Annotated in this window: 23 protein-coding genes; 15 read left to right on the top strand and 8 right to left on the bottom strand. The window is 39.8% G+C overall.

Annotated elements, in window-relative coordinates; genetic code table 11:
* Positions 1-27 precede the first annotated feature (27 nt).
* Positions 28-1,068, bottom strand: coding sequence for a LacI family DNA-binding transcriptional regulator (locus FBF83_RS06140; protein ID WP_136946209.1), 1,041 nt, complete (start codon positions 1,066-1,068; stop codon positions 28-30).
* Positions 1,069-1,432: 364 nt separating this feature from the next.
* Here FBF83_RS06140 and FBF83_RS06135 point away from each other — a divergent pair, with 364 nt between their 5' ends.
* From FBF83_RS06135 to blaOXA, 7 genes are all read left to right on the top strand, one after another.
* Positions 1,433-2,497 carry a glycoside hydrolase family 130 protein gene (locus tag FBF83_RS06135; RefSeq protein WP_136946208.1) on the top strand — a complete coding sequence of 355 codons (1,065 nt, stop codon included), beginning with the start codon at positions 1,433-1,435 and terminating at the stop codon, positions 2,495-2,497.
* A 26-nt stretch (positions 2,498-2,523) separates the two neighbouring features.
* Positions 2,524-3,459: an MTP-1 family protein gene (locus FBF83_RS06130; RefSeq protein WP_136946207.1), complete on the top strand. Its 936-nt coding sequence runs from the start codon at positions 2,524-2,526 to the stop codon at positions 3,457-3,459.
* A gap of 15 nt (positions 3,460-3,474) precedes the next feature.
* On the top strand, positions 3,475-4,794 hold the full coding sequence (locus FBF83_RS06125; protein WP_136946206.1) for an extracellular solute-binding protein: 1,320 nt from the start codon (positions 3,475-3,477) through the stop codon (positions 4,792-4,794).
* 1 nt (position 4,795) lies between these two features.
* Positions 4,796-5,674 (top strand): carbohydrate ABC transporter permease, encoded by an 879-nt coding sequence (locus FBF83_RS06120; protein ID WP_136946205.1) that lies wholly within the window; start codon positions 4,796-4,798, stop codon positions 5,672-5,674.
* Positions 5,661-6,491, top strand: a complete 831-nt coding sequence (locus FBF83_RS06115; protein WP_136946204.1) for a carbohydrate ABC transporter permease — start codon at positions 5,661-5,663, stop codon at positions 6,489-6,491. Before FBF83_RS06120 ends, FBF83_RS06115 begins: the two co-directional genes overlap by 14 nt.
* 196 nt (positions 6,492-6,687) lie before the next feature.
* Positions 6,688-8,112, top strand: coding sequence for a sodium/glutamate symporter (locus FBF83_RS06110; protein WP_136946203.1), 1,425 nt, complete (start codon positions 6,688-6,690; stop codon positions 8,110-8,112).
* A gap of 151 nt (positions 8,113-8,263) precedes the next feature.
* Positions 8,264-9,073: a class D beta-lactamase gene (blaOXA, locus tag FBF83_RS06105; protein ID WP_136946202.1), complete on the top strand. Its 810-nt coding sequence runs from the start codon at positions 8,264-8,266 to the stop codon at positions 9,071-9,073.
* Between the two features lie 47 nt (positions 9,074-9,120).
* Here blaOXA and FBF83_RS06100 read toward each other — a convergent pair whose 3' ends face one another.
* Entirely contained in the window at positions 9,121-9,747 is a 627-nt protein-coding gene (locus FBF83_RS06100) for a class I SAM-dependent methyltransferase (protein WP_136946201.1), read from the bottom strand.
* Between the two features lie 56 nt (positions 9,748-9,803).
* Here FBF83_RS06100 and FBF83_RS06095 point away from each other — a divergent pair, with 56 nt between their 5' ends.
* A complete protein-coding gene (locus FBF83_RS06095) occupies positions 9,804-10,775 on the top strand; it encodes a LysR family transcriptional regulator (RefSeq protein WP_169525211.1) in 972 nt (323 codons plus the stop codon).
* Between the two features lie 341 nt (positions 10,776-11,116).
* Complete coding sequence (locus tag FBF83_RS06090) at positions 11,117-12,019, top strand: zinc-dependent metalloprotease (protein WP_136946199.1); 903 nt, start codon at positions 11,117-11,119, stop codon at positions 12,017-12,019.
* A gap of 54 nt (positions 12,020-12,073) precedes the next feature.
* Here FBF83_RS06090 and FBF83_RS06085 read toward each other — a convergent pair whose 3' ends face one another.
* The gene (locus tag FBF83_RS06085) at positions 12,074-14,509 is read right to left on the bottom strand and encodes an EAL domain-containing protein (RefSeq protein ID WP_240687990.1); all 2,436 of its coding nucleotides are present in this window, start codon (positions 14,507-14,509) and stop codon (positions 12,074-12,076) included.
* Between the two features lie 326 nt (positions 14,510-14,835).
* On the opposite strand from FBF83_RS06085, the gene FBF83_RS06080 reads away from it, so the two are divergent.
* Both FBF83_RS06080 and FBF83_RS20750 read left to right on the top strand, forming a co-directional pair.
* Positions 14,836-15,033, top strand: coding sequence for an IDEAL domain-containing protein (locus tag FBF83_RS06080; RefSeq protein WP_169525210.1), 198 nt, complete (start codon positions 14,836-14,838; stop codon positions 15,031-15,033).
* A gap of 67 nt (positions 15,034-15,100) precedes the next feature.
* The gene (locus FBF83_RS20750; protein WP_169525209.1) at positions 15,101-15,262 is read left to right on the top strand and encodes a hypothetical protein; all 162 of its coding nucleotides are present in this window, start codon (positions 15,101-15,103) and stop codon (positions 15,260-15,262) included.
* A gap of 147 nt (positions 15,263-15,409) precedes the next feature.
* Here FBF83_RS20750 and FBF83_RS06075 read toward each other — a convergent pair whose 3' ends face one another.
* Positions 15,410-16,105, bottom strand: a complete 696-nt coding sequence (locus FBF83_RS06075; RefSeq protein ID WP_136946197.1) for a DUF4352 domain-containing protein — start codon at positions 16,103-16,105, stop codon at positions 15,410-15,412.
* 68 nt (positions 16,106-16,173) lie between these two features.
* Positions 16,174-17,592: an alkaline phosphatase gene (locus tag FBF83_RS06070; protein ID WP_136946196.1), complete on the bottom strand. Its 1,419-nt coding sequence runs from the start codon at positions 17,590-17,592 to the stop codon at positions 16,174-16,176.
* A gap of 457 nt (positions 17,593-18,049) precedes the next feature.
* Here FBF83_RS06070 and FBF83_RS06065 point away from each other — a divergent pair, with 457 nt between their 5' ends.
* From FBF83_RS06065 to FBF83_RS06050, 4 genes are all read left to right on the top strand, one after another.
* Positions 18,050-18,946 (top strand): acetamidase/formamidase family protein, encoded by an 897-nt coding sequence (locus tag FBF83_RS06065; RefSeq protein WP_136946195.1) that lies wholly within the window; start codon positions 18,050-18,052, stop codon positions 18,944-18,946.
* A gap of 64 nt (positions 18,947-19,010) precedes the next feature.
* Positions 19,011-19,598: a hypothetical protein gene (locus FBF83_RS06060; protein WP_136946194.1), complete on the top strand. Its 588-nt coding sequence runs from the start codon at positions 19,011-19,013 to the stop codon at positions 19,596-19,598.
* Positions 19,599-19,879: 281 nt separating this feature from the next.
* Positions 19,880-20,863: a Gfo/Idh/MocA family protein gene (locus FBF83_RS06055; protein ID WP_136946510.1), complete on the top strand. Its 984-nt coding sequence runs from the start codon at positions 19,880-19,882 to the stop codon at positions 20,861-20,863.
* Between the two features lie 87 nt (positions 20,864-20,950).
* Positions 20,951-22,330 carry a Glu/Leu/Phe/Val family dehydrogenase gene (locus tag FBF83_RS06050; RefSeq protein ID WP_240687989.1) on the top strand — a complete coding sequence of 460 codons (1,380 nt, stop codon included), beginning with the start codon at positions 20,951-20,953 and terminating at the stop codon, positions 22,328-22,330.
* A 55-nt stretch (positions 22,331-22,385) separates the two neighbouring features.
* Here the strand turns inward: FBF83_RS06050 and FBF83_RS06045 are convergent, their stop codons facing one another.
* From FBF83_RS06045 to FBF83_RS06035, 3 genes are all read right to left on the bottom strand, one after another.
* Entirely contained in the window at positions 22,386-22,907 is a 522-nt protein-coding gene (locus FBF83_RS06045; RefSeq protein ID WP_136946193.1) for a hypothetical protein, read from the bottom strand.
* Between the two features lie 91 nt (positions 22,908-22,998).
* The gene (locus FBF83_RS06040; protein WP_136946192.1) at positions 22,999-24,393 is read right to left on the bottom strand and encodes an amino acid permease; all 1,395 of its coding nucleotides are present in this window, start codon (positions 24,391-24,393) and stop codon (positions 22,999-23,001) included.
* Positions 24,394-24,519: 126 nt separating this feature from the next.
* On the bottom strand, positions 24,520-25,038 hold the full coding sequence (locus tag FBF83_RS06035) for a hypothetical protein (RefSeq protein WP_136946191.1): 519 nt from the start codon (positions 25,036-25,038) through the stop codon (positions 24,520-24,522).
* Between the last annotated feature and the right edge of the window lie 79 nt (positions 25,039-25,117).

Below are 25,117 nucleotides of genomic sequence, written 5' to 3'. Positions count from 1 at the left end.
AAGTTTTCTGTTCGTCATAATAATAGCTTAGTGTGGTTCGCTCTTACATTTGGTTTCTGGTGCTACGTTGGTTGAATCACCCTCAACAAGCTTAGCGGGTAATAGTGTTTCTTGGAATGGCTCATTCCTGTTTTCAGCTCTCCAAAACAATTTTTCGACAGCTTTTCTTCCAAACAACTTCAGATCAATATCCATCGACGTGATTCTCGGTGATGAGAGTTTTGACAACTGCCCGTTATCAAAGCTACAGATGGAAGCATCGGTAGGAACGTTTACCCCATATAACTTTAATCCCGAGTTTACTAAATACCCAAGACCATCATTCACACAAAACCATGCAGTAGGTTGGGCAGGAACTTGTCTAATAAAGTTGTTAATCACTTCATCTTCTTCGAGTGCATTTGTAAATAGATATTCTTCTTTTGGTTCTACTCCGTAATCTTTCAATGCTAGCAAGTAACCTTCAAGGCGTTCTTGGTAACTTGGGGAAAAGTGTATATTCCCTACGTATGCAATATTCTTATGGCCCAATTCTAATAAATGTTGGACAGCAGTATAAGCACCAAATCTGTTATTCGTTAGAATAGAATCTGCTTGAATAGTAGGATGGTGGTGGTCAATCAACACAGTTGGAATACCTGTGGAAAGAACTTTGTTAATGTAGTCATTGTTAAGGTGGGAGAGGATCAGAATGCCCTCAACCGACTTGTCTTCTATAAAAGAAGGCAAGATTAAATTTTCATTCGCATACTTGTTAACAGATTGGAGCAATAGGCTTTTATTTCGTTTTTGAACTTCTTCTTCGACAGATAGAAATATTTCTCCAAAAAAACTCTTCATAGAAAAGGCAAAATCTGAGGCGATTAAGGCTATATTGCCTGTTTTTATATCTGAGTGTCTTGCCTGGGATTTGGGTGTATAGCTGTAGCCCAACTCATCTGCTACCTTATAAACTTCCCTTCTTGTATGTTCACTAACACCAGGTTTCCCAGTTAGTGCTTGAGAGACCGAGTTCTTCGTAATGTTTAAGCGATCAGCTATGTCTTGCATAGTGACTCTTTTACCCATAAACAGTTCAACCTTTCATGTGTATATTCCGAATTGTAATTAAGTAACGTTACATATTAATATACGTTAATCCATAATATTTAGCAATGTTTAGAGGGGTTCTTACGATTAATTGCAATTTTTAATCAGTGTTGACATTACGAAATGTGAATGTATAATTAGTTGTAACGTTAATTACAAATTCTGATTATAATGAATTTTACAAGATTACTAAGATCAGTTTTTTGCAGTACCTCGATTTAAATACGTCGAGGATTATTTATTTTCAATTATGTAAAGGTTTTCATTTTGGTTGGGAAGCTAGAGTAGCAAGGAATGGTAAGGAACTAATCAAAAATAATGACTCGGGGGAGACAACAAACAAATGAATGTAAAACGTTTTGAAGAAAATCCACTCATTACACCAGAAGATGTGAAGCCATTTCACGATAACCATGAGGTCATAGGGGTGTTTAATGCTGGTGTAGCAGAGTATGACGGTGAAACACTATTACTCCTTAGGGTTGCTGAAAGACCGATTAGTGATGATCCAAAGATGGTGAAAGCCCCAGTAATTGAATTTACAAACGGAGAGGGTAAACTGCGATTGGTTGAGTTACATATAGAAGATTCTCAGTATGACTTCTCAGATCCTAGATCAGTACTTTACAGTTCAGACAATCGTGCAGCTTATCTGACATCCCTATCTTATATCCGTATCGCTCGAAGCAAGAATGGTCGTCAATTCACAATTGATGATGAACCATTCATCTATCCGGAAACTGAAAGGGAAGCATGGGGTGTTGAAGATCCGAGAGTGACGCAGATTCAAGATACTTACTATATACAATATAGTGCTGTTTCGCCTGAGGGCATAGGCGTGGGACTCATTTCAACCAAAGACTTTTCAACCTATGAACGTCATGGATTAATGCTCCATCCAGAGAACAAAGATGTTTCCATTTTTCCTGAGAAAATAAACGGCAAGTATTATACCCTTCATCGTCCAGTCCCAAAAGGGATCGGTCAACCAGAAATATGGCTCGCAGAATCTGACAATCTCTTATATTGGGGAAATCACCAATATCTTCTGGGATTGAGTCAAGATGGATGGGACAACGGACGGATTGGTGGGGGAGCTATTCCTTTTAGAACGGATAAAGGATGGCTTGAAATTTATCATGCAGCAGATAAAAACAATCGTTATTGTTTAGGAGCTGTTCTCTTAGATAGTGATAATCCTGCTAAAGTTTTGGCAAAGACGGAAGAGCCAATCTTATCACCAGAAGCTAAATATGAAGTGGACGGATTCTTTGGGAACGTAGTCTTTACTTGTGGAGTAACCGTACAGGGGGACAATGTTCGAGTTTATTACGGCGCTTCTGATACTTCAATGGCTGCCGCAGATCTTAGTCTTAAAGAAATTCTCTCAAAACTAACTTATCTATAATTTGTTCTTGAAAGGAGGGAGTCATCATGTTTACTGTTCAATCACTATTAGATGATTATCAAGAAAGCATGAAGCTAAAAGGTGCAGAGAAACTAATCTTTACTGGTATCGGCGACAGAGATGTCTATAACATTACTGTTCCTTTCGAAAATGAAGGTGAGTGGATCATTGCAGGGCGTGTGGAAGCAAGGGATACAGAGCATTCAGAAGTTGTGTTTTTTGTAGAAAAGAACAATGTCTGGACTCCAAAAGAAGACTTGAGAACATACCAGCTACAAGATCCATTTCTCTGCTTTATCCATGGACAACTGGTGTTTGGCGGAGTAGAAATTTTTCCACATCCTGAAAATGATAACGCTCTCTCATGGAGGACTGTCTTTTACAAAGGGGATAACTTGAGTAAGATGGAACGGTTTACTACAGGTCCTGATGGGATGAAGGATATTCGGTTAATTGAATTAACTAATGGAACGATCGGGGTGTTTACGCGTCCTCAGGGTGAAAAAGGCGGGCGTGGAAAAATTGGTTTCACAGCTATTGATAACCTAGACGAACTACAAAGTGAAACGATAGCAAATGCTTCACTAATTCAAGAACATTTTGTCGAGGATGAGTGGGGAGGAGCAAACGAAGTTCACCTCCTTGCCAATGGAGAAATCGGGATACTTGGTCATATTGCCCGTTTTGATCAAGAAGGCAGTCGTCACTACTATCCAATTACATGTCATTATGATCCTACATTAAATAGGATCACTAACATGGAGATTATTGCAACGCGTGACGATTTTCCGGAAGGCCCCGCTAAAAGGCCTGATTTACAGGACGTCCTCTTCAGCGGAGGGTTAATTCGTAAAGAGAATGGTCAAGCAGTCCTTTATGTAGGCGTTAGTGATGCTGAAGCCCATAGAGTGACACTTACTGATCCTTTTGCAAAATATGAAAAAGATAGCATGATCAATTAAAAGGGGGAAAAGGAAATGAAGAAGTTCTCGATGCGTTTAATTATGCTGATGGTAATTGTTTCTATTGTTGCTTCAGGGTGTCAATCAAGTAGTAGTGGTGGAGGTAGTGGAAGTGAAGATGGTATTGTAACCATCAATTTCTGGGCTGCTCCAAACCCCTCACAACAAGCTTTCTGGACTGATATGGCTGACAAGTATATGAAAGAAAACGATAAAGTGAAGATTGAAGTGTCACCAATGCCTGAGAGTCCTTCTTCAGAAGCAGGAATTCAGTCAGCCATTGCAGCAGGAAATGCTCCGACAATTTCAGAAAATATTTCACGTGGCTTTGCAGCTCAATTAGCAGCGAGTAGCGCAATTGTCCCATTAAATGAGATCGACGGATACGATGAATTAATTAAAAGTCGCGAAATGAAAGAGACAATCTCAACATGGAAGTTCTCTGATGATAATCAATATGTATTGCCAATCTATTCAAATGCGATGTTATTCGGGTGGAGAATCGATATTTTGAACGAACTAGGATTTGATGCACCACCAAAGACTTATAGTGAAGTACTTGAAGTTGGTAAGAAGTTGAAAGAACAAGATTCTGAGAAATTCTTGTGGGCAAGAGGAGATTTAGTTAAACCAACATGGTGGGCAAGATGGTTTGATTTCTTCATGGTATATAATGCTGCATCTGAAGGAAACAAGTTTGTAGAAGGTAGCGAATTTACCGCAGACGATAAAGCTGGAATTGAAACGCTGGAATTCTTTAAGAACCTTAGGGAAAATGATTTATTGCTAACTCGTGAGGCAACTGACCCATTTGAAACAGGACAAGCTATCATGAGTGATATTGGACCTTGGACATTTCCTTATTGGGCAGACAAATTTCCAGAAATGAAAATGGGTGAAAACTTCGAGCTTTCAATGCCACCAGTACCAGACGGTGTTGATCCTGCTAATGCTAAAACGTTCGCCGATACAAAAGGGCTTTCTATTTATGCGTCAGCATCAAAAGAACAACAGCAGGCTGCATTTGATTTTGTTAAATGGGTGTATAGTAATGCGGAAAACGACATGAAATGGTTTGAAGAGACGAATCTACCACCAGCAAGAGATGATTTATCAACAAACGATACTTTTAAAGCGTACTTTGATAAAAACCCACAGTTAGTTATTTATGCAGAAAACATCCCGAATGCTGTACCGCCAATCGACAATGAGAAAACAGTTGAAGTTCAAGAGTTGATTGGTAAAGAAGCTTTGATTCCTGTACTAAATGGAGAGAAAGAACCTAAAGCTGCATGGAGCGATATGAAAGAGGCTATTAATGGAGAGTTGAAGTAGTATGAATAAAAGTAATGCAAGGTTAGGCTGGCTTTTTGCCAGCCCCTACCTTATCTATTCACTGATCTTCTTCCTGTTTCCTTTATTGTGGGCGACATATCTAGCATTCACTAACTGGAATTTAATTGCTCCTGATTACGAGTTTGTCGGGATCCAGAACTTTATACAGGCATTCTTTACAGACACAGTTAGAGCCGCTTTCTTTGTAACATATAAATTCCTTGCGATGTTCGTTCCGATTGTTGTAGCGGGAGCTCTTTTTCTTGCAGTTCTTATTCATTCACTTCCTAAGTTCAAAGGGTTGTTTTCCGTTGCCTTCTTTCTTCCGTATCTTGCATCAGGAGTAGCGTCGGCAATTGTTGTCAACGGAATTCTCTCTTATAACAGCCCATTTAACATCTGGTTAAGGGGCACGTTTGGACTTGATATTAACTGGTTAGGATCTTCACTTCTGGCACCCTTAATTATTGCACTAATGATGGCGTGGAAATTTGCTGGTTACTATGCACTACTATTTGTAGCGGGTCTCGAGAGTATTCCGAAAGAAATCTATGAAGCTTCAGCAATCGATGGAGCAGTAGGCTGGAAGCGATTCTGGCATATAACGCTTCCAATGTTATATCCTTCATTTTATACAGTTACAATCCTTGCGGTAGGCTTAATGTTCGGGATCTTCACTGAGCCCTACGTTCTAACAGGCGGTGGTCCAGATCTTGCGACACATACGTGGCAACTTGAAATTTATAGCCAGGCGTTCGAAAGGTTGAATGCAGGCTTTGGTACAGCGATTGCTGTTATTAACTCAGTTGTAACGTTTGGATCGATCTTAGTGTTTCGGAAAATTTTAGAGAAATGGGGTGCCAAACATGGTTGGGAATAAACCGTTTAAAACAACATTGCTTTATATCCTAGCTTTTAGTGTCTTGATTGTCATGGTATCTCCCTATCTCTATATGGTACTCGGATCGCTTTCACCGTGGGATGAAGTAGATCGAAGGATCATACCAACCGAGCTCACGTTACGATCTTATGAATGGTTGTTCTTTGGAGGCGAGGGGGTTCTGGCAAGACCCTGGCTACGGGCCCTTTTTAACAGTCTTTTCGTGACGCTATCTTCAACAGTGCTAATGATGGCAACCGCAATTCTTGTAGGTTATTCACTTGCAAAATTGAAATTTAGAGGAAATCGACTAATCAATAATGTGATCTTGTTCCAGATGTTCTATCCAGCCGTTATTCTATTAATTCCTCTTTTTCTAATCATTCGTTACCTTGGGTTGTACGACACGTACTGGGCAATGATACTACCAAAAGCAGTAAACTTATGGGCAATCTTCATGTATACGAATTTCTTCCGTAGCTTACCGGATGAACTGCTGGAAGCAGCGAAAATGGACGGAGCAAGCCAACTGAAAATTGTTTGGAAAGTTGTACTGCCAATGTCCAAGTCGATCACTACGATCATCTTCTTATTCCTCTTCATGGAACGATGGGTGGAGTTACTGTGGGATATGCTCGTCGTGAATAGTGAGAATATGTTAACACTGAACGTATTATTGGCTCAAATGTTCGGCCCATATGGAGGATACCCTGGTCCGATGTATGCTGCATCTGTATTATTGACAATGCCGATTCTTGTACTATTTATCATTTTTAGTAAGAACTTCAAAAATGGAATGCAATTTGTTTTAAAATAAGATTTGAGGCGAAGGGGGGTCAGACAGGGGTCTGACCCCCCCTCTTAAATTTCAAAGAATTATCTGAATTTCTTTAAAGAAGTTTTATCTCTATTTATTCGTGGAACTCTCAAAAATGGACTGTTAACATCACCCCGTTTGGTGAGGCAGTTGCCTCAATATGAGGAAAACATATTAACCAAAGAGGTGAGAGTATATGAATCCGGAACAGATAGGATTCGCGTTATTGTATATAGGGGTGTTTCTTCTTATAGGGAAGATCATTCGATTGAAAGTTAAAGTATTACAAAATCTATTTCTGCCATCATCTATTATTGGCGGTTTCGTCGCATTATTATTAGGACCACAGGTGTTAGGGAAGATCATGACACAATTTGTGTCTGATGATCATTTTCTAGCAAGTGGTATTATGACAGGCACAATCATTGAAGTGTGGTCAGCATTACCTGGTTTAATGATTAACGTGGTATTCGCATCATTATTCTTAGGAGCAACGATGCCAAAACTTCGCGATATTTGGGAGTTCGGTGGACCTCAGCTCGCCTTAGGTTGGGCAATTGGCTGGGGCCAATACGTGATCGGCTTGCTTGTTGCAATCTTTATTCTTATGCCATTCTTCGATATTCCTGCAATGGCAGGCGCACTGATCGAAGTAGCGTTTGAAGGTGGCCATGGTACCGCTGCCGGTATGGCTAGCACTTTCGAAGAGCTTGGGTTCGAGGAAGCATTTGACCTTGCTATTGGACTAGCAACGGTCGGCGTTCTTTCTGGTGTCGTATTTGGTATTATCCTAATCAACTGGGGTGTTCGTAGAGGGAAAACGAAGATCATTAAAGATGTGAACGGCTTTTCCGAGCTTCGTAAGCAAGGGATTATGGAATACCAGAATCGAGAACCAGCTGGTAAAATGACAACCCGTCCTGAATCCATTGAACCACTTTCGTTTCATTTAGCAATCGTCATGCTGGCAATTCTAATAGGCTGGTTGATTCTTCAGGGGCTTATTGGTCTTGAAAGCATCACGATTACGAATTGGACAGGTTCAAGCTTCATGAAATACATTCCGCTATTCCCAATCGCTATGTTTGGCGGGATTATACTTCAAGTATTCTTTAGCAAAAAGGATAAATACAACCTGGTTGATCGCAGAATGATCAATCGTATTCAAGGTCTTGCGCTTGATATTCTAATCATTACGGCGATTGCTACGGTGTCGCTTGATGTAATCGGTGAATATCTCGTTCCATTCTTAATTCTTGCAGTAGCGGGGATTTCGTGGAACTTGTTTGGTTTCCTTAAACTTGCGCCGAAAATCATTCCAGACTACTGGTTTGAACGAGGAATTGGTGACTTTGGGCAATCAATGGGCGTAACCGCAACAGGATTACTTCTTATGCGTATCGTAGACCCTAATAACGAATCACCAGCATTTGAAGCGTTCGGCTATAAGCAGCTCGTTTATGAACCATTCTTAGGTGGTGGATTGGTCACGGCGCTTTCCGTACCGTTCATCGTACAGTTCGGAGCTGTAACAAGTTTGGTATTTGCCATCATCATGGTGATTATCGGTATCGTGTCCGGCCTCTTTTACTTTGGGAAAGGGAAGCACATGAAATCATAGCAAGGTAAACGAGTATACTGTCGACAGTATACTCGTTTTTTGTATGGAAAAGGTTATATTCTACTACTCGTAAAGAGGACTTTATTAGGATTTCAAGTCACCTTCAAAAGAATAAACTTAAGGTATTAAATCCAACATATGAGGTGACGTATTGAAGAAATATCTGTTCTTTGTTGCAATCCTTCTGGTCATTGCTAGTTCATCAAATGTAACGAGTCAAGCAAGTGCAACATCCTCTGCTTCAATGAAAATAGATCACCATAAGATCGATGTTCCATCATACTTCTCGGATCATGAAGGAACATTCATTTTACGCGATCTTAAGAAAGGTAAGACCTTTATTTATGACGAAAAAAAAGCAAATGAAAGGCAGACTCCAGAATCTACGTTCAAAGTGGCCAATGCGTTAATAGGCCTTCAAGTAGGAGCTGTTCGCGACGAATATGACGTTAAGCGCTGGGATGGTGTGAAGAGGGAGTTCGACATTTGGAATCAGGATCATACGCTTGGCTCCGGAATGCGCTATTCGGTTATTTGGTATTATCAGGATATGGCGCGTGATATTGGAGCCACTCGTATGGAAGAGTGGCTTGAGAAACTGTCGTATGGAAATAAAGATAGCAGCGGTGGTATTGATCATTTCTGGTTAGATAGCTCGCTCGAAATCAGTCCCCTCGAACAAGTGGATTTCATAGAAAAATTAGTGAAAGAAGAGCTTCCAATGGATCAAACAGTTATGAAAACTGTTAAACGAATGATGATTCAAGAGGAGACGGATGATTATACACTCTACGGAAAAACAGGTACTCGTTTATCGGATAGTGGTCTTGGTTGGTTCGTTGGGTTTATTGAGACAGGAGATCGTTCATATGTGTTTGCAACAAAGATAGATGGTTCAGGATCGGAAGCCAAAACGATCACAACGGATTTATTGAGAGAATACGGACTTATGTCAGAATAAAAATAGGAAAGAAACAGGGATCCATACTGGATCGCTGTTTCTTTCATTTACAGCTTTTCACCTGTGACCAAAACAGTTTGATACTGCCGAGATAGAGGACCTGTTACTAGTTTAACGTCTTGAAAGTTCGCATCATCCATCAATGGGATAAGCTTGTTGTGAATCATCGTATTTACACCTTCCCACACATCTCCGTTTTTTTCGTTGCAAAGTGTAATAGCAACCAATCCACCTGGTTTCAGCACTCTATGAATCTCTTTAACGGCTAGCGATAAGTCTTCCCAGAAGTAAATGGAATGGATACTGAACACGGTAGAGAACTTGTTATCTTCAAACGGTAGATTTTGGACATTTCCATGGACTAACTGAGCTCGTTCCTTTTTGATTTCTTTCTTGTTACGTATCGTTGCTGATTGAATGAGTGTTTTTGAATGATCTAGTCCTACGACTTTACAAACATCTAGGTTGTTTAAAAGAAGCTTCATAGCGTATCCTCCGCCGCATCCGAGCTCTAATACGTGTTCTTCTTTCTGAAGATGTAAATGTTTAATAGTCCAAAGCGTTTCAATTCGATGTTGTCTTACCATCTTCTCACCAATGAACCAGCCAAGCCATCCTTTAGGATTTCCGTATTGTTCATCAATGAAGCTCCGTGCTTTTGTAATAAACCTCATCTCGAACCTTCTTTCATCATTAATTTTAATGCGCTAGTAGAAGTGTAATGAGATTCTTGCAATTAAACAATATAATAAAAGATATAACTACTATTAGTAATTTTAATAGATGGGGTGTTTCTGTGGAAATCAATCAACTTAAAGCCTTTGATCATGTTGTTCGATTGGGATCATTCAGCAAAGCTGCTAGATACTTAGACGTTTCGCAGCCTACGATAAGCTTGCGAGTAAAAGAGCTTGAAAAAAGCATAGGGGGTTCTTTATTCGAACGAGTGGGGAAGCGAATGGAGCTTTCGGACCTTGGCAAGGGATTTCTTCCTTATGCTCGACAGGCTTTAGATGTTCTTGTCATAGGTGCGGAAAGGGCTCAAGCAATTAAGGAAGGGAAGAGCGGACAGATCACAATAGGTACTTTACCTACTTTTACAACAGGTTTGTTCTCATCAACGATTTCAAGCATGCATGAGACATATCCAGAGATCCAGCTTGTTATTCACACCGGACATAATCAACAAATTATCGAGATGCTTTATGATGGTTTTATTAAAATGGGCTTGATTACGTATCCTTTTTTCAATAGTGATCTAAAAAACCTTCATTTGATAAAGGAACCTCTTCTATTAGTCGCTCACAAAAATCATCCAATTAGTAAATGGAATGAAAGAAGCTATACCGTAGAAGAAGTGTTTACACATAGCAAACCTTACATTTTGACCGATTGGAGCGAAGAGAGTAAGCACTGGCAGAAAACACATCTTTCTTTTGGAATAGATTCAATTGAACTACCACCTGCAACTGCGTTAGATTTTGTTCGAAGGGGAAAGGGCGTTGCTTTACTTACAGAAGCGATCGTCCAAGATTTACTAGATCAAGAGGCGTTGGTTAAACTGCAACCGGTGAATTTTCCGGAAATTTATCGATGGGTGGCATTGGTTAGTTTAGAGCGTGAAGCTTCTTTGACGCCTGCAGCGCAGCGCTTATTAGAAACCATAAGATCCAATGATCAGAAAAGCTTTTTTTTAGAATAAACAGTGGTATTGAAGGATTTTCAAGGACTGATCTTGTAATCTATAACATTTACATTGTACAAATATACGACTAAATACCTATAATACACCGAAAAATAACGGAAAAGTCTATTTATGCCAGTTATTGTAGGACGTAGACCTTATTTACTAGGTGAGATGAAATTACTTATAAATAGAAGGTTTTGTAAATGGAATAGCGGTCATTATTAGAATTTTGTTAATAAATTAAGTCCTTTTTCCCTAGACATAATTCGACTAATTTCTACCTTTTGACCCCCGTAAACCTAGCGATCCTATGATAGATTAGGAGATGTGTTAAAAACAACTTAGGGGGAAAAGGAATGAACATTAAAGGATTCGCATCACTATCTCTTGCCCTATCACTTTTAATCACTCCAGGATTAAGTGACGCAAGTGCAACAACAACAACAACAACTTTGGATTCTCAAGGATCACAGGTTACAATTGACGGGATTCCAAAAGCAAAAACAGAGGGCAAAGAAAAGTTTGATAAGCCTGCTAAAGTTGAGCGTTCAACAGTAGTGGACGTATTGGACGAAAAAGGGAAGAAGCTTAGCGAAAAGAAAATCAATAAGAATGCAGATAAAGAAGAAAAGAAAGCAGCTAAAGAAAACAAAAAGAACGATAAAACAACAGAAGGCGAACTATGCCTATTCTGCGGTGGCGGTGGAACTGAACCCCCAGAAGAAGAGCCAGATGCTAGTACAGCGAAAGTTGTAACGGTATTAATCGCAGCTGATGAAGAATATCGTGCGGCACATAGTGATTGGCAAACATTGACGCAAAACATTGTTGAGAATGCAGATAACGGATTTACTCGTGACCACAACATTGACTTTGAAATCAAAGCACTTGGTCAGTGGAGCTCTCAAGGAGCAAACGCTTCTGAGATTCTTCAAGATATGGATCGCGACTGGAATGGCAATGGTTATGACTTTGTTGTAGGTTTCACCAAGGACCCTAACTTCAACTCTGGTGGTATTGCTTACGTATATCCAAGCTCACCTAACGGAAGTGCAGTTTCTGTAAACCTTGATCAAGGTGCAACAAACACATGGCACGCGGCACAACATGAATTCTCTCACAACTACGGTCTTGGCCACGATGCACAGGGAAGCGGCATCAAGTGCATTATGAACTACGATTATTCTTATAGCGTAGACTATTGGGATCAAGATCACGACGATGAAATTGAAGCTCACAAAAGCTGGTACGGTAACTAATAGTCGTTATAGAATTGGAAAGGGTATCTCCAAAAATTTAGGAGATACCCTTTTTTATATCTTATTGAAGAACTGATAGGTGTTTGACATAGCGTTAGTGGAAGATATCCTGTTAGTGAGCATTGTATGGAATTGTTCCTCAGGAAGTGGTTTGCTGTAGATGTAACCCTGTACTTCATCACAATGAAGTTCCTGTAAGGATAGAAGTTGATCCCTCGTCTCAACCCCTTCTGCAATGACAGTTAAACCAAGGCTATGCGCCATTGAAATCATAGAACCAACCAATTCTTTATCCATACGATTGCTACTAACACTATCAATGAATTCTTTAGCGATTTTGAGAGTATTAATAGGGAATTTCTTAAGATACATTAAAGATGAATAACCTGTACCGAAATCATCTATAGCTATACGTACATTCAAATCTCTTATTGCATGCATTTTCTTAATTGCTTTCTCAACATCATAAACAGCAAACCCCTCTGTGATTTCGATCTCCAAACAGTGAGGATTAATACCTGTTTCCTGAAGTACACTGGATATCTTTTTGACCAAGTTCTCGTCAAGAAATTGTAAGGGTGAGAGATTTACCGATAACTTCAAATGAGTATACCCTAAGTCATGCCATGTTTTAGCCTGTTTACAAGCTGAATAAAGAACCCATTCTCCTATAGGAATAATAAGTCTGTTTTCCTCGGCTAATGGAATAAATTCTCCAGGCGAAATGAGCTCACCCTCATCTGTAATCCATCGTATCAAAGCCTCCATGCCCAATACCTCTTGTGTTTTTAAATCTACTTGGGGCTGATAATGAAGAATAAATTCACCGTTGGTTATTGCCTTTCGCAACCCATTCTCAAGTCTCATTTTTCTTGAAACCATTTGATTCAAGTCACTTGTAAAGAATTGATAGTTGTTTCTTCCTTTCTGCTTCGCATGATACATCGCCATATCTGCTTGTTTCATTAGTTCTTCTGCGTTATCCCCATGGATGGGAGCCATAGCTACGCCTATACTCATTGAAACATGTAATTCTTGTTCCTTAATAACAACGGGTTTACTGACAACTGATTGGATTTTATGAATGAATGAAATCACTTCTTCTTCTGAGGAAATTTCGTTAAATAAAATAGCAAACTCGTCTCCACCCTGTCGTGAAATTGTATCTATTTCACGGACATTTTCTGACATTTGTTTTGCCATGTGCTTTAATAATAAATCACCAAACTCATGCCCAAAAGTATCGTTAATATTTTTGAAACGATCCAAGTCAATGAACAAGATAGCGAGTTGGTAGTTATTGCGTTTCGCTTCGTCCAAAGCTATTGTTACGTTATCTATGAATAACCGTCTGTTAGGTAACCCGCTTAACGCATCATGGTAAGCTAGGTGCCTCATCTTTTGAACGGCTTCTGTAAGTTGTTGGTTCTTCGAGCTAAGCTCTTCTGTTCGTTCGCCTATCTTTATCTCAAGATTTTCATTTAGAAGGTGATACTGCGATAATAATTTTTGATTTTCTAAAAGAGTGAAAATTTGTCTTAATATCACTAGAAGAATGGCGAGAGCCGAGCCAGCAAGTAAACCATTCATATTATGATTCTGTGAAATCATGACAATAAATAGAAAGATGACACTAACGTAAGGGAGTAACAAGCGGAAAGATACAAAGCTAGTAATAGAATTAGAATGTTCATCCACTTTTACTATTAGTTTATTCTCTTTCACTTCTGCTCCAGTAGTGAAGGTAGCTGCAATACCCATTAGCAAAAGAGCGATTGACCATAATGGATCAAATAGACTTCCGGAGTAGTATGAATTGTAAGCAGTTAGGTAGAGATAAGCAGTGTCAGCAAGGATTTGCACAAATAGACTACTAAAAATGAAAAATAACACTTTTTTAGGGAAGAAGTATTGTGATCCTAAATAAAAGCTAATAGCACCAAGTAGAAGTATGAGATCTCCAACCGGATATCCGACAGATACTACTAGATAAAGGATGGTTACCTCTTCTTCTGATATAATATTTTGAATAATAAAATGCCAACTAAAAGCAATTGCGACTGTCATCAATATGCAGGTATCAAATATGAATTTGATTACTTGAAGTCCTTTTCTTTTATACCAGATCTTCTGAAGAAAAGCAGCTAGGTAGAATGAAATTTGAAGCATAAAGAAGAGATCGGACCACCCAGGGAAAGGGACTTCGACTTGGAGAATGTTTTCATAGTATATCCAAATGATTTCCGCAACTGTATAACTAAAGCATCCTAAGGAAATCAGAAGCCAGAAATATTTCTCATTACTTTCTATTCTTCTATAAACGAGAAGTATACTAGTTCCGGCGATAATGGATGCTAATAATGTCAATGTATTACCACCAAGTGTTTTTAATTGGAAATTGTTATTCCAATAGTAAATACAGAAGAAATAACCAATAGTATGGAGTAATGTATAGTAAATTAATAGTTTCTGCAAACGTAATAGTTTCAAAAAGTTGCCACCTCGTATTCTTCCTTAACAGGACCTCTATTACTTGTTGTTAAAGAGAAATCTTTCATCATTATACCATTTTATTCCTTGATAGAGGGACCTTTATAGACCTGTCTGGTATCGCTGCTGCTTATCAGGATAGGTGTTATTTTTGGGATATCTCGATCGAATTTGAAGCCCAAATCTAGTAAAATAGTACAAATTTCGACTTTTCTTATTAGAATTTTCTAAACTATTGTTTAAAATCCCTAAAAATCGGATAGAATAAGATTAACAGCATAGCAAACGTAGCAACGTTTCTATCAATATGAATGGAGGATTGCGCGATGGAGAATCGAAAAGTATACCAGAATCAAATTTCAGAGAAGAGACAAGAAATGGTTGAACAACTTATCGAACACATCAATGCTTCCACTATAGAACAGCGAAAAGACCAGCTTAAGAAAGAGATCGACGAAGCTCTAGACCTTCATAACCAAGAATTGTTTATGGAACTAACCGACCGCCTTAATGCAATTGTATAAATAATAGGAATATATTTCAGACCGCTTGCTTATAATCTAGTAATCAAACACTCAGGAGGAGATGTTGATGCTAGATTTAGCAGCGGTTTTTCATTTGGTTTTGAATTGGATGGTTGAGAATAAAGGCTACAAACTTCAGTCCGTGTTTCTTTTCGGTGGTCTCGGTCTATCATTTGTTACTTATTTCCTCTGGTTTGTATCCAAAGGGTACAATTCTACGGCTGAATAAGGGAATACTTGAGTGTTAGTAGTGGATATCCGCGATATTTTCAATATATCCGCGGAATTGGAGATTTATCCGCGATAACTAGGGGGATATCCGCGAAAAATTAAATATATCCGCGAATTCACCAAAAAGACCCCCAATTGGGAGTCTTTAGAATGGAATAGAGATTGATTTGCCTTTAGTTAGTGATTCTTTCTTCTCATCGAATACATCGCTCGTATGCACCGTAATAGATTCTAGTTTTTCAACATCCGTCTTATTGAGAACAAAGCCAAGCTGACCGGTTTTCTCTTCACCTGGTGCGTAGTCTCCGTATAAGTTCTCAAGATAAAAGTCATCTTCAAACCCCTTTTTCTCGTTGCTTGTTTCTAGAACAGAGACTGGTGCGAAGTTAACTGCCTGATCAGACGTGTTTTTCACCGTGACTCGTAACTTCACATAGTTAAATTGAGTCTCGTTATCAGAATAGCCATGGAAGAAATCAACTAAATCTGGAGAAGGGGAGTAGTTCATCGCTTTCACATCTGAAACGGTTAACTCAATATCTCCGATGGTAGTGGTTTCATCGTAATTCGAAATAGCTTTCAATGTAATCGAACCATCTTGATCTTCAAATGTTTGACCGACTTCAGTCAAAGAGGTATCATCTGGAGCTTGTGGGCTGTCCATGATGCTGTTGTCAGTGGATTCCTTTTTTGCTGCTTCTGTGTTTTGATTCGTTTCGGATTGTTCGGCTGTTTTTGTTGAAGACTCATCCTGAGATCCCGCGTTCTGCTTTTCGTTATTTGCAGCACACCCACCAAGAAAAAGAGATGCCGATAAGAGAGTAACAAGTACATAATTCAACTAAATAACCTCCTTCATTGAGAAGAAAAGTCCCGCTGCCTATGTGAAGCAGCGGGACTTTTTACTTTTTAGTGCTTTTTATCGTGGTCTTTGTCATCATCATTGTCGTGATTTTTATCGTGCTTCGAATCCAAAAGATCCATAATCATTTGTCCTGTTTCAGTATTCTCGTGAAGCCCGATAAAGTCCTCAGATTCTGGACCATATGCATAGACGTTTACGTCAACGCCTGTGTGTCCGCCTGTTGTCCAGCCAGTACCAGAGCGTAGGTCGAAAATTCTCTCGATTGCGTCGTCGATTTCTACTGTCTTTTCAGTCTTTGCTGCTTCTTTTACAGATGCAATTTCTTCAGAAGTAAGTTCAAGGTCGATATATTTGTTCAATGTTTCTTCTACATTAGAACCTTCAGCAATTTGAGCTGCCATGAAGTCAGGTGTCTTTTTCGCTGCTTTAAGTGGAGCTGGATTCCATTGGTACTCACCGTCACGTCCCATTGTCATACCACCTGTAGAGTGGTCTGCTGTAGTGACAACAAGTGTATGCTTGTCTTTCTTCGCGAATTCAATTGCTTTCTCGTAAGCTTTCTCGAAGTCTTCCATTTCACTCATCGCTGCAACCGCATCGTTATCGTGACCAGCCCAGTCAATCTGGCTACCTTCAACCATTAGGAAGAAGCCGTCCTTGTCTTTTTCTAGTCGGTCTAGTGCAGCTTCAGTCATATCAGAAAGAGAAGGAGTTTCTTCATTACGATCAATCGCTTTATCCAAACCTTTAGGTGCGAAAAGACCTAGGATTTGTTCGTTCTTGTCCTTAGCAAGCTCTTCTTTAGATGTAACATAGCTATATCCGTCTTTCTTGAATTCTTCTGTTAGATTGCGATCGGAACGGTCAAAGTATGAAGTTCCTCCACCTAGAAGAACATCTACTTTATGTTCACCGTTAATCATTTCATCGTAGTAATCATCTGCAATATCGTTGTAGTTATTCCGAGACTCATCGTGTGCACCGAATGATGCTGGTGTCGCATGGTTAATTTGAGAAGTGGAAACAAGTCCAGTTGCTTTCTCGTTTTCTTTTGCTTCTTCAAGAACTGTTTTTACTTCTTCTTTATCAACGTCAACAGAAATAGCGCCATTGTACGTTTTAATACCAGCTGCCATTGCTGTTCCAGCTGCTGCAGAGTCCGTTACAGTTTCTTCAGGATCCCAAGAGTACGTTTGTTGAGCACCAACAAGATGCTGATCAAAAGCTGTCTCTTCCATATATGGTGTTGATTTATCATCATTATAAGAACGGTAAGCTGTCGTATAGGCTGGCCCCATACCGTCACCGATTAAGAAAATTACGTTCTCGATTTCGTTCTTATCTTTATGGTCTTTATCGGATTTTGCTTCAATACCCGGTGCATTTCCAGAAAATCCTGCAACCGCTAGTGACGAAATCACTGCGAAAGGAATAATTTTTTTTTTAGCGTTTTTGATAAACATATATGAATCCTCCCGAATTGTTTTTGTCTCACACCCCACAGTGTACGTGACCAAGATAAAGGCGATATTAATAGATTGTTAGGTTTGTGTTAAGAAAATAGGGACGAACGATGTGGTCGTAGAATCGGTGATGAGAACGAATATTTGGTCTTGTTGTCAAAATGTCTTTTTTAACCATCAGGTGCATTCCCAATCTGATCTTAATGAAAACGACTTCATGAATGCAAGAGTAAGAGCCTGAATTGGTATAAAAGATAGACTGTAAGAATGAAGAATCGTTGTAAATCCTTACTAAGTGTGTCTATTTTCATAGTAATATTTTCCCGAGTATCTATTAAATTAAGATTCCAAAATAGAACTGATACGAAACTAGCGGGGACGAAATGGTGTGAAAAAGAGGAAAATACTGATAAAATTGTCATAATAGTTAAAAAGAATCAAAGGGAGGATATATTTTATGGAATTGCTTTCAAATGAATCGGTCATTTATGACTTTAATAAAGACCACCAGCCTGTCAAAATAGTTCCATCTGGAGCAACGATTGAGATCGTAACTTATGATTGCTTTGAAAACCAGCTTCAATCAGAAGAAACGGAAATTACCGGGATTGATTGGAATCGTGTTAATCCTACTACTGGTCCTATCTATGTAAAAGATGCTTTGCCAGGTGACGTATTAAAGGTAACGATAGAGAAGGTTGAGATTGGTGATCAGGGTGTAATGGTCGTAGGACCGGATCTTGGTGTGATGGGGCATCGCTTGAAAGAGATGCAATCAAAAATCATCCCGATTAAAGATGGGAGAGCGCTATTCAATGATCTTGAAATTCCACTAAATCCGATGATCGGAGTAATAGGAGTAGCACCAGAAGGGGAAGGAGTCTCTTGCGGCACACCAGGTGCGCATGGTGGGAATATGGATAATAAGATGGTCACTGAGGGAGCAACGCTGTACTTTCCGGTTTTTGCAGAAGGTGCCCTATTTGGACTTGGTGATTTCCACGCTGCGATGGGAGACGGTGAAGTGAGCGTCTCAGGTATTGAGGTGCCAGGGAGAGCAACAGTGAAGCTTGAAGTGATTAAGGGAGAACCTATGTCTCAACCAATGCTAGAGAATGACAAGGTCGTTACTCAGATTGCATCAGCTGAAACCCTTGATGAAGCAGTTAAACAAGCAACAGAGATGATGATTGATCGTATTGCTGAAAGAACTGGGATGCCTATTGGTGAAGTTACAATGCTTATGAGTGCAATAGGTCAAGTAGAAGTATGCCAGGTCGTCGATCCGCTTATGACAGCAAGGTTCGTCGTGCCGAAATGGCTGGAAGAGAAACTAGGCGTGCGCTTGATCTAGATGTTCGACAACGTTTGACATAAACCGGGTGGTGCCTGTCACCCGCGAATTTGGGAGGACGTTAATGCGCAGCAAACTCAACATTACAACTCTTTTTGGAATCGGAATAGGAATTGGGATAATAGTTCTTCTCTATGTCGGTATAAGCTGGTTCTATCCGTACTCAGAACTTAGCTTTAATAAATCTCTCACATATCATGCAGACCCCTATCTTGTAGAGGATTACGTGCAGCAATTGAATGATCTTACCAACAACTATGAGTCTGTTTCGAATGATGACATGACATACGATCGGCTTCAATACATTCTCCAAATGTACGATCAGGAGTGGATGATGAGTGAAGAGCCTGTCGAAATAAATCAAGACGATATCAATCAGATTGCATTTGAAGTGAAAGAAGCACGCAATCTATTACTTAGTCTAGCGTTTGAGGAAACCTACTTACCTAATGCGAAAATGGAATTAAAACATGCTATTGAAAATTTCCTCGCAATCGAAGAGAGTGTATATGAGTTAAGAGACTCCGACTCGTATTCAAGGGACACATTACAAATTCAGTACCATAATCTTCATGTAATGTTTGAGAACAGCATGAGAATGTTAATAACTTTCTATGACCGGTATGAGGAAGAGAAAGTGAAGAGAGAGTAGGTTATTAAGGAAAGCACAAAAGCGATGTCTCAATTGAGATATCGCTTTTAAGCGTGGTTGTTCATTGTTTAGATCTTGAACGATTTCTTCCATAGCCCTTACAGTTGTGAACGCAAAGTACCTGTGTTCAAGGGCTATCTATTGATTCATCCAATAGAGAAGACTAAACTAAACCATAGAACAATAAGTGACAAAATCCGGGTGGTGCCTGTGAACACAGGACTTTCTCCCCATGGTGCCAGGCACTTGTCGAATTTGTTGAAATAGAGGAGGAAATAATGATGGTACGTTTTGGTGTGATCGGAACGAATAAAATTACTGAGATGTTTCTTGAAGGAGCAAGTGAGCTTAGTGAGTTTAAGCTTGCTGCAGTTTATTCTAGAACAGAGGAGAAAGCAAAGGCGTTTGCTTTGAAGCATGGCGCGGAAGCAACATTTACGAGTCTTAAGGAAATGGCGGATAGTGATGTGATTGACGCTGTTTATATTGCCAGTCCAAATTCACTTCATGCTGAGCAATCGCTTATTTTCATGAACGCTGGGAAGCACGTTCTTTGTGAAAAGCCGATGGCGTCAAACGAGAAGGAAGTGAAACAAATGATTGAAGCGGCAAAAGAAAATGGTGTCCTTCTCATGGAAGCGATGAAATCCACTGTGATGCCGAATATGCAGATGGTGCGTGAAAACCTACATAAGATCGGAAAGGTTCGTCGTTTCGTTGCGAATTATGGACAATATTCCTCTCGCTACGATGCATATAAAGAGGGAACCGTGCTGAATGCATTTAACCCTGAATTCTCGAACGGCTCTCTTATGGATATCGGAGTGTACGGTGTTTATCCCGTTGTCTCAATGCTCGGTAAGCCAAATTCAATTAAAGCAGAAGGGGTTATGCTCGACTCTGGTGTTGATGGTGAAGGGAGTATTTTACTTGGATACGATGATCAAGAAGCCGTTATCATGTTTTCGAAAATCACAGATTCCCACATGCCATCTGAAATTCAAGGAGAAAATGGTAGTATTCTGATTGATAAAATCGGCTCGCCAATGAACGTGACGATTCAGTATCGTGATGGATCTGTAGAAGACTTAAGTCAGCCTCAGCAGCACACGATGATGTATGAAGCAAAAGCGTTTATCGAATTGATTCAATCCGGTAAGACAGAATCACATATCAATTCTCATGAAAATTCTCTTCGCTCAATTGAAGTAATGGACGAAGCGCGAAAACAGATTGGCGTCGTTTTTCCAGCAGATCATAGATAAATAGTCGTAAGCCTTTTCATCCATTCCGTTTGAATGAGGTTCAAACGGGTACGATATTAATAGATGACAACTATTGGAGGGATGAAATTGGCTAGTAAATATGGAGAAGTCGTACAAGAATCATTAAATGCATTACTAGAAGATGAATCATTTTTACCTAATTTCAAAGATGAGGAAAGAAAGAAAGCGTTCACTTCGCTTGAATCGATTCTTTCTACACCTAATCAAATTCAGAAATCGTTTCTCCGTGTGCCGCTTGAGAACGGTAAAATCCTCAGAATTCCAGCCTTCCGTGTTCAGCATAATAACGCTGTTGGACCATATAAAGGCGGAATTCGTTTTCATGAGACCGTAAAAGAAGATGAAGTAATTAATCTTGCTACACTCATGACCTTGAAAAACACTCTGCACGATGTACCGTTTGGTGGTGGAAAAGGCGGCGTGGTGATTAACCCTCGTGAGTTCACCGAGAAAGAATTACATACAATATCGAAAAAGTACGTTCATAATTTCAGTGACATTCTTGGTCCTGATAAAGATATTCCAGCTCCAGATGTTGGAACAGGAGAGCGTGAAATGGACTGGATGATGGGTGAGTATAAAAGCATTCATCCCGGCCGTCCTTACCGTGGAAGTTTTACAGGGAAAAGTCAGGTGAACGGCGGATCGTTAGGACGAAGAGAAGCAACAGGTAAGGGCGTGTACTATACGCTACGTTATATGCTTCATAATTTTGTAAACGAGAACGAAGAATGGTTTAAGAAAAATGATAACCGTTTTGCCAAAACAGCACTAAATCACACGAAGCGTCAATTAACCATTGGAATCCAAGGCTTTGGTAATGTTGGTTCAGTCGCTGCTCTTGAATCGTATACGTGTAATTACCTCGATACGAAAGTTGTTGCCGTTAGCGATCGTAACGTAACCCTTTATAATGAAGAAGGGCTCAACATTAAAGCACTAATTGAGTTCACTTCACATCATGATGGTGACCTTCCAACTACAAATGAAGCACTGAGTCAGAATGACATTAAAGCGGAAATTCAAGATCGAGAAGACGTGCTCTATCTCGACACGGATGTATTAATACTAGCGGCGCTTGAAGATCAAATTCATGAAGATAATGTCGACAAAGTGAAAGCGCGCATGATTGTTGAAGGCGCAAATGGACCGATTACGCTCGATGCCGATCGCAAATTAAGTGACGATGGGGTACTAATTATACCTGATATCCTTGCAAATGCTGGTGGTGTTATAGTCTCGTATTTCGAATGGTTACAAGGCAGGGAGACGCAATTCTACAGCGAAGAAGAAGTCTTTACAATGCTGTTTAAGAAAATGAAGGAAACAATGGATACGATCTATCCACAATTCTTCAGCGATCCATTCCCATTAAGACAGAACTGCTATATTCACACGGTAATGAAGCTATCAAATATCCTCTATCGTCATGGTAAATTGTATTAAAAAGAAGAAAGCCCATTCCCTGATTAATGTAATCAGGGAATGGGCTTTCTAACGTTTAAGTAGCCATTTTTTCTTTAAATTCATTCAGTTTCTTCATCGTCTCATCAAGCAATTCATTCATTTTAGCAGAATCAGGCTCATCTTTCTTTGATTCATCAATGAGTGGATAAAGACTTTCTTCTATCGTTTTATAATCGTCTGGATAGTTCTCTTCGATTTGTGTTTCGATCTCGTCCCAACTTGAGTCGATCGACATGCCTAGTTCATTGATTTTACCATAATCATCGCTTGCATTTTCAAGCGTGCTCTTTAATTCTTCAAGGTTTGTAAGGACGGTATCGATCCCTTCATCCAAATTAACAGCCTTATTCTCTTTCGTTCCATTATCAGTGCTCGTGTCACCTGCACCTTCTCCACCAGCTGAATCCTCCGTTACACTGTTGTCCTCCATGCCTGTACTAGCAGAATTATCCTCCGATTGATTACTGTTTTCCTCAGCACCATTTGATCCACAGCCAGCAAGTAGCGTTCCGGCCATTAAGCAAGTTGCTAAGAGAATAGGGAATTTCTTTTCCAATATCATCCACTCCTTTTAAATTCAATTATCGGTTCTTGAGGTTTGTTTTATTCAAAGCATTATTAATAAATGGCTGTTGTGGAGGGGGATGTCATGCCTGCTTATTCCTAACAAAAAGGTAAGCTACGAAAATAGCTCCAATTACCGTTGCACTAATGAATAAACCAATCCGCTCACTTTCTTGAAAAGCAGCTCCTGCGATCGCCGTTGCAATGAGAACAATGCCCAGGTATGAGGTGAAAGGAGCTCCTATCATCTTGAAATATGTTTTTTTAGTTGGGGCTTCAGCATAGTGACGACGATTTTTAATTTGAGAGGCAAGGATCACAACCCAGTTCGTGATTAGCATAATACCTGCAGCGGTTGTTAAGTATTCGTATACTTGATCTGGAAGAATGTATGAGATGACAATCATGAAACTGAGCGCAACGGCATTGACTGCTAAAGCTCTTGTGGCAACGCCTCGATTCGTAGGGATTTCAAGTGCTTTTGGAGCATCACCAACACGACTTAGAGAAACGATTACTTTTGTAATGGAAAAGAGAGCGCCAACCATTGTGGAGAATGCGGCAGTAATTAGGATCACAGTGAAAATAGATCCGATAAAAGGGATATGGAATTGAGAGAGAGCGGTAACAAATGGACTTTCATCTTCTGTAATGACACTCCAGGAAACCATATACAGCACGAAGAAGATCGATAGAATGTAGAGAATAGTTAAGGTAACGACCGTGACGAGACCAGCTTTAGGTGTTTCGTCTTTATGTTTCAACTCGCTCGACATTAAACCAACAACTGCAATGCCTCCGAATGAAAAAAGCACGAATATCATCGCTGACCAAGTTCCCATGAAGCCGTTTGGAAATAGAGTGGTAAACTTCGCCGCCTCCGTTTGAATCAATAAAGAGGGAGAAACGATGTCGAATACAAACAGTGCACCAAATCCTATGAAACCAACAAGGGTAGCTAGTTTCACAACAGCGAAAAGAGATTCCGTTGTGCTGAAATTATTCACTCCCAGTAGGTTGATCCCAAGACCGAGAGCTGTATAGATGATCATTAACAACCATAGCGGTACAGCAGGAAACCAGTATTGCGTAAAAAGACCAAGAGCTGTGATTTCACTTGCCATTATCAATAGACCGGAAACCCAGTACATCCAACCACTAATGAATCCCATTGAATGACCGAATGCTGTTTGTGCGTATTTCCGAAAGGAGCCTTCTTCTGTATCATGAACAGACATCTCTGCAAGTGCGCTGAACACTAAGAAAGCAATAAACCCTGCGATCAAGTAAATAATGAGTACTGAAGGACCAGCGCGTTCAATGGAAAGACTTGTTCCAAGGAAAAAACCTGCCCCGATAATAGAACCAATTCCAATAAGCGTTAATTGCCACCAGTGAAGCTTATGATAAGATCCAGCTTTCACTTTCTGCTCCTGCGTCTTCTGAACAGCCTGCTGTACAACATGTTCATTCCTCATAAAAAAAGCCTTCCTTCTAAAAATGAAATGAGTGAACAACTCATTCCTTATCTTTAGAAGGAACGCATCATATTATCCATCGTATGACAAATTGTTACATATATCGGGTGGTGACAGGCACTCGCTTTACTGAACAGGTACCTCGTCTTTAAATTTCGTTACTGTCTCAACCGCTTCATCTAGTAACGTTTTTGTCTTCTCAATATCCACTTCATCTTTTGTGGACTCTTCAATAAGAGGAGTTATTTCCTCGTTAATCGCACTATAATCCTCAGGATATTCTTCTTTCAGTTTTTGATCGAATAAATCCCAATGTGATTGAAGTTGAGTTCCGAGTTCATTAATCTTTGAACTATCTTCGGAGGAATTCTCGAGTGCTGAATTCATACTATCAAGATCAGTAAGAACAGTATCAATACCGACATCAAGATTTACTTCACTTGAGTCTGATCCTTCAGCGCCGTCACTAGCACTATTATCTCCAGAGGTATTGTCTGACATGCTGTTATCTCCTGAGCTTTCATTCAATGTACTTTCTTCCGTCTGAGCGCCAGTATTTTCTTCAGCACCATCAGAACCGCACCCTGCTAGTAGTGTACCTGCTGTTAAGCCTGCTATTAACAGAATAGAACCTTTCTTTCTCACAATCAAAACTCCTTTCATTATCTTTCCTTTATAAATTAATCCTTCCCACAGGAGGCTACCATCAAACGCCTTCAGCACA

This window comes from Guptibacillus hwajinpoensis (assembly GCF_005144865.1).
GTDB lineage: Bacteria > Bacillota > Bacilli > Bacillales > Guptibacillaceae > Guptibacillus > Guptibacillus hwajinpoensis_A.
Note: the sequence above shows the minus strand (reverse complement) of the source record. Positions and strands in the feature narration are given on the sequence as shown.

Coding starts and splice junctions, on each gene's coding strand:
- FBF83_RS06140 (WP_136946209.1), bottom strand. CDS start 1,068: ATGGGTAAAAGAGTCACTATGCAAGACATAGCTGATCGCTTAAACATT.
- FBF83_RS06135 (WP_136946208.1), top strand. CDS start 1,433: ATGAATGTAAAACGTTTTGAAGAAAATCCACTCATTACACCAGAAGAT.
- FBF83_RS06130 (WP_136946207.1), top strand. CDS start 2,524: ATGTTTACTGTTCAATCACTATTAGATGATTATCAAGAAAGCATGAAG.
- FBF83_RS06125 (WP_136946206.1), top strand. CDS start 3,475: ATGAAGAAGTTCTCGATGCGTTTAATTATGCTGATGGTAATTGTTTCT.
- FBF83_RS06120 (WP_136946205.1), top strand. CDS start 4,796: ATGAATAAAAGTAATGCAAGGTTAGGCTGGCTTTTTGCCAGCCCCTAC.
- FBF83_RS06115 (WP_136946204.1), top strand. CDS start 5,661: ATGGTTGGGAATAAACCGTTTAAAACAACATTGCTTTATATCCTAGCT.
- FBF83_RS06110 (WP_136946203.1), top strand. CDS start 6,688: ATGAATCCGGAACAGATAGGATTCGCGTTATTGTATATAGGGGTGTTT.
- FBF83_RS06100 (WP_136946201.1), bottom strand. CDS start 9,747: ATGAGGTTTATTACAAAAGCACGGAGCTTCATTGATGAACAATACGGA.
- FBF83_RS06090 (WP_136946199.1), top strand. CDS start 11,117: ATGAACATTAAAGGATTCGCATCACTATCTCTTGCCCTATCACTTTTA.
- FBF83_RS06080 (WP_169525210.1), top strand. CDS start 14,836: ATGGAGAATCGAAAAGTATACCAGAATCAAATTTCAGAGAAGAGACAA.
- FBF83_RS20750 (WP_169525209.1), top strand. CDS start 15,101: ATGCTAGATTTAGCAGCGGTTTTTCATTTGGTTTTGAATTGGATGGTT.
- FBF83_RS06070 (WP_136946196.1), bottom strand. CDS start 17,592: ATGTTTATCAAAAACGCTAAAAAAAAAATTATTCCTTTCGCAGTGATT.
- FBF83_RS06065 (WP_136946195.1), top strand. CDS start 18,050: ATGGAATTGCTTTCAAATGAATCGGTCATTTATGACTTTAATAAAGAC.
- FBF83_RS06060 (WP_136946194.1), top strand. CDS start 19,011: ATGCGCAGCAAACTCAACATTACAACTCTTTTTGGAATCGGAATAGGA.
- FBF83_RS06055 (WP_136946510.1), top strand. CDS start 19,880: ATGGTACGTTTTGGTGTGATCGGAACGAATAAAATTACTGAGATGTTT.
- FBF83_RS06040 (WP_136946192.1), bottom strand. CDS start 24,393: ATGAGGAATGAACATGTTGTACAGCAGGCTGTTCAGAAGACGCAGGAG.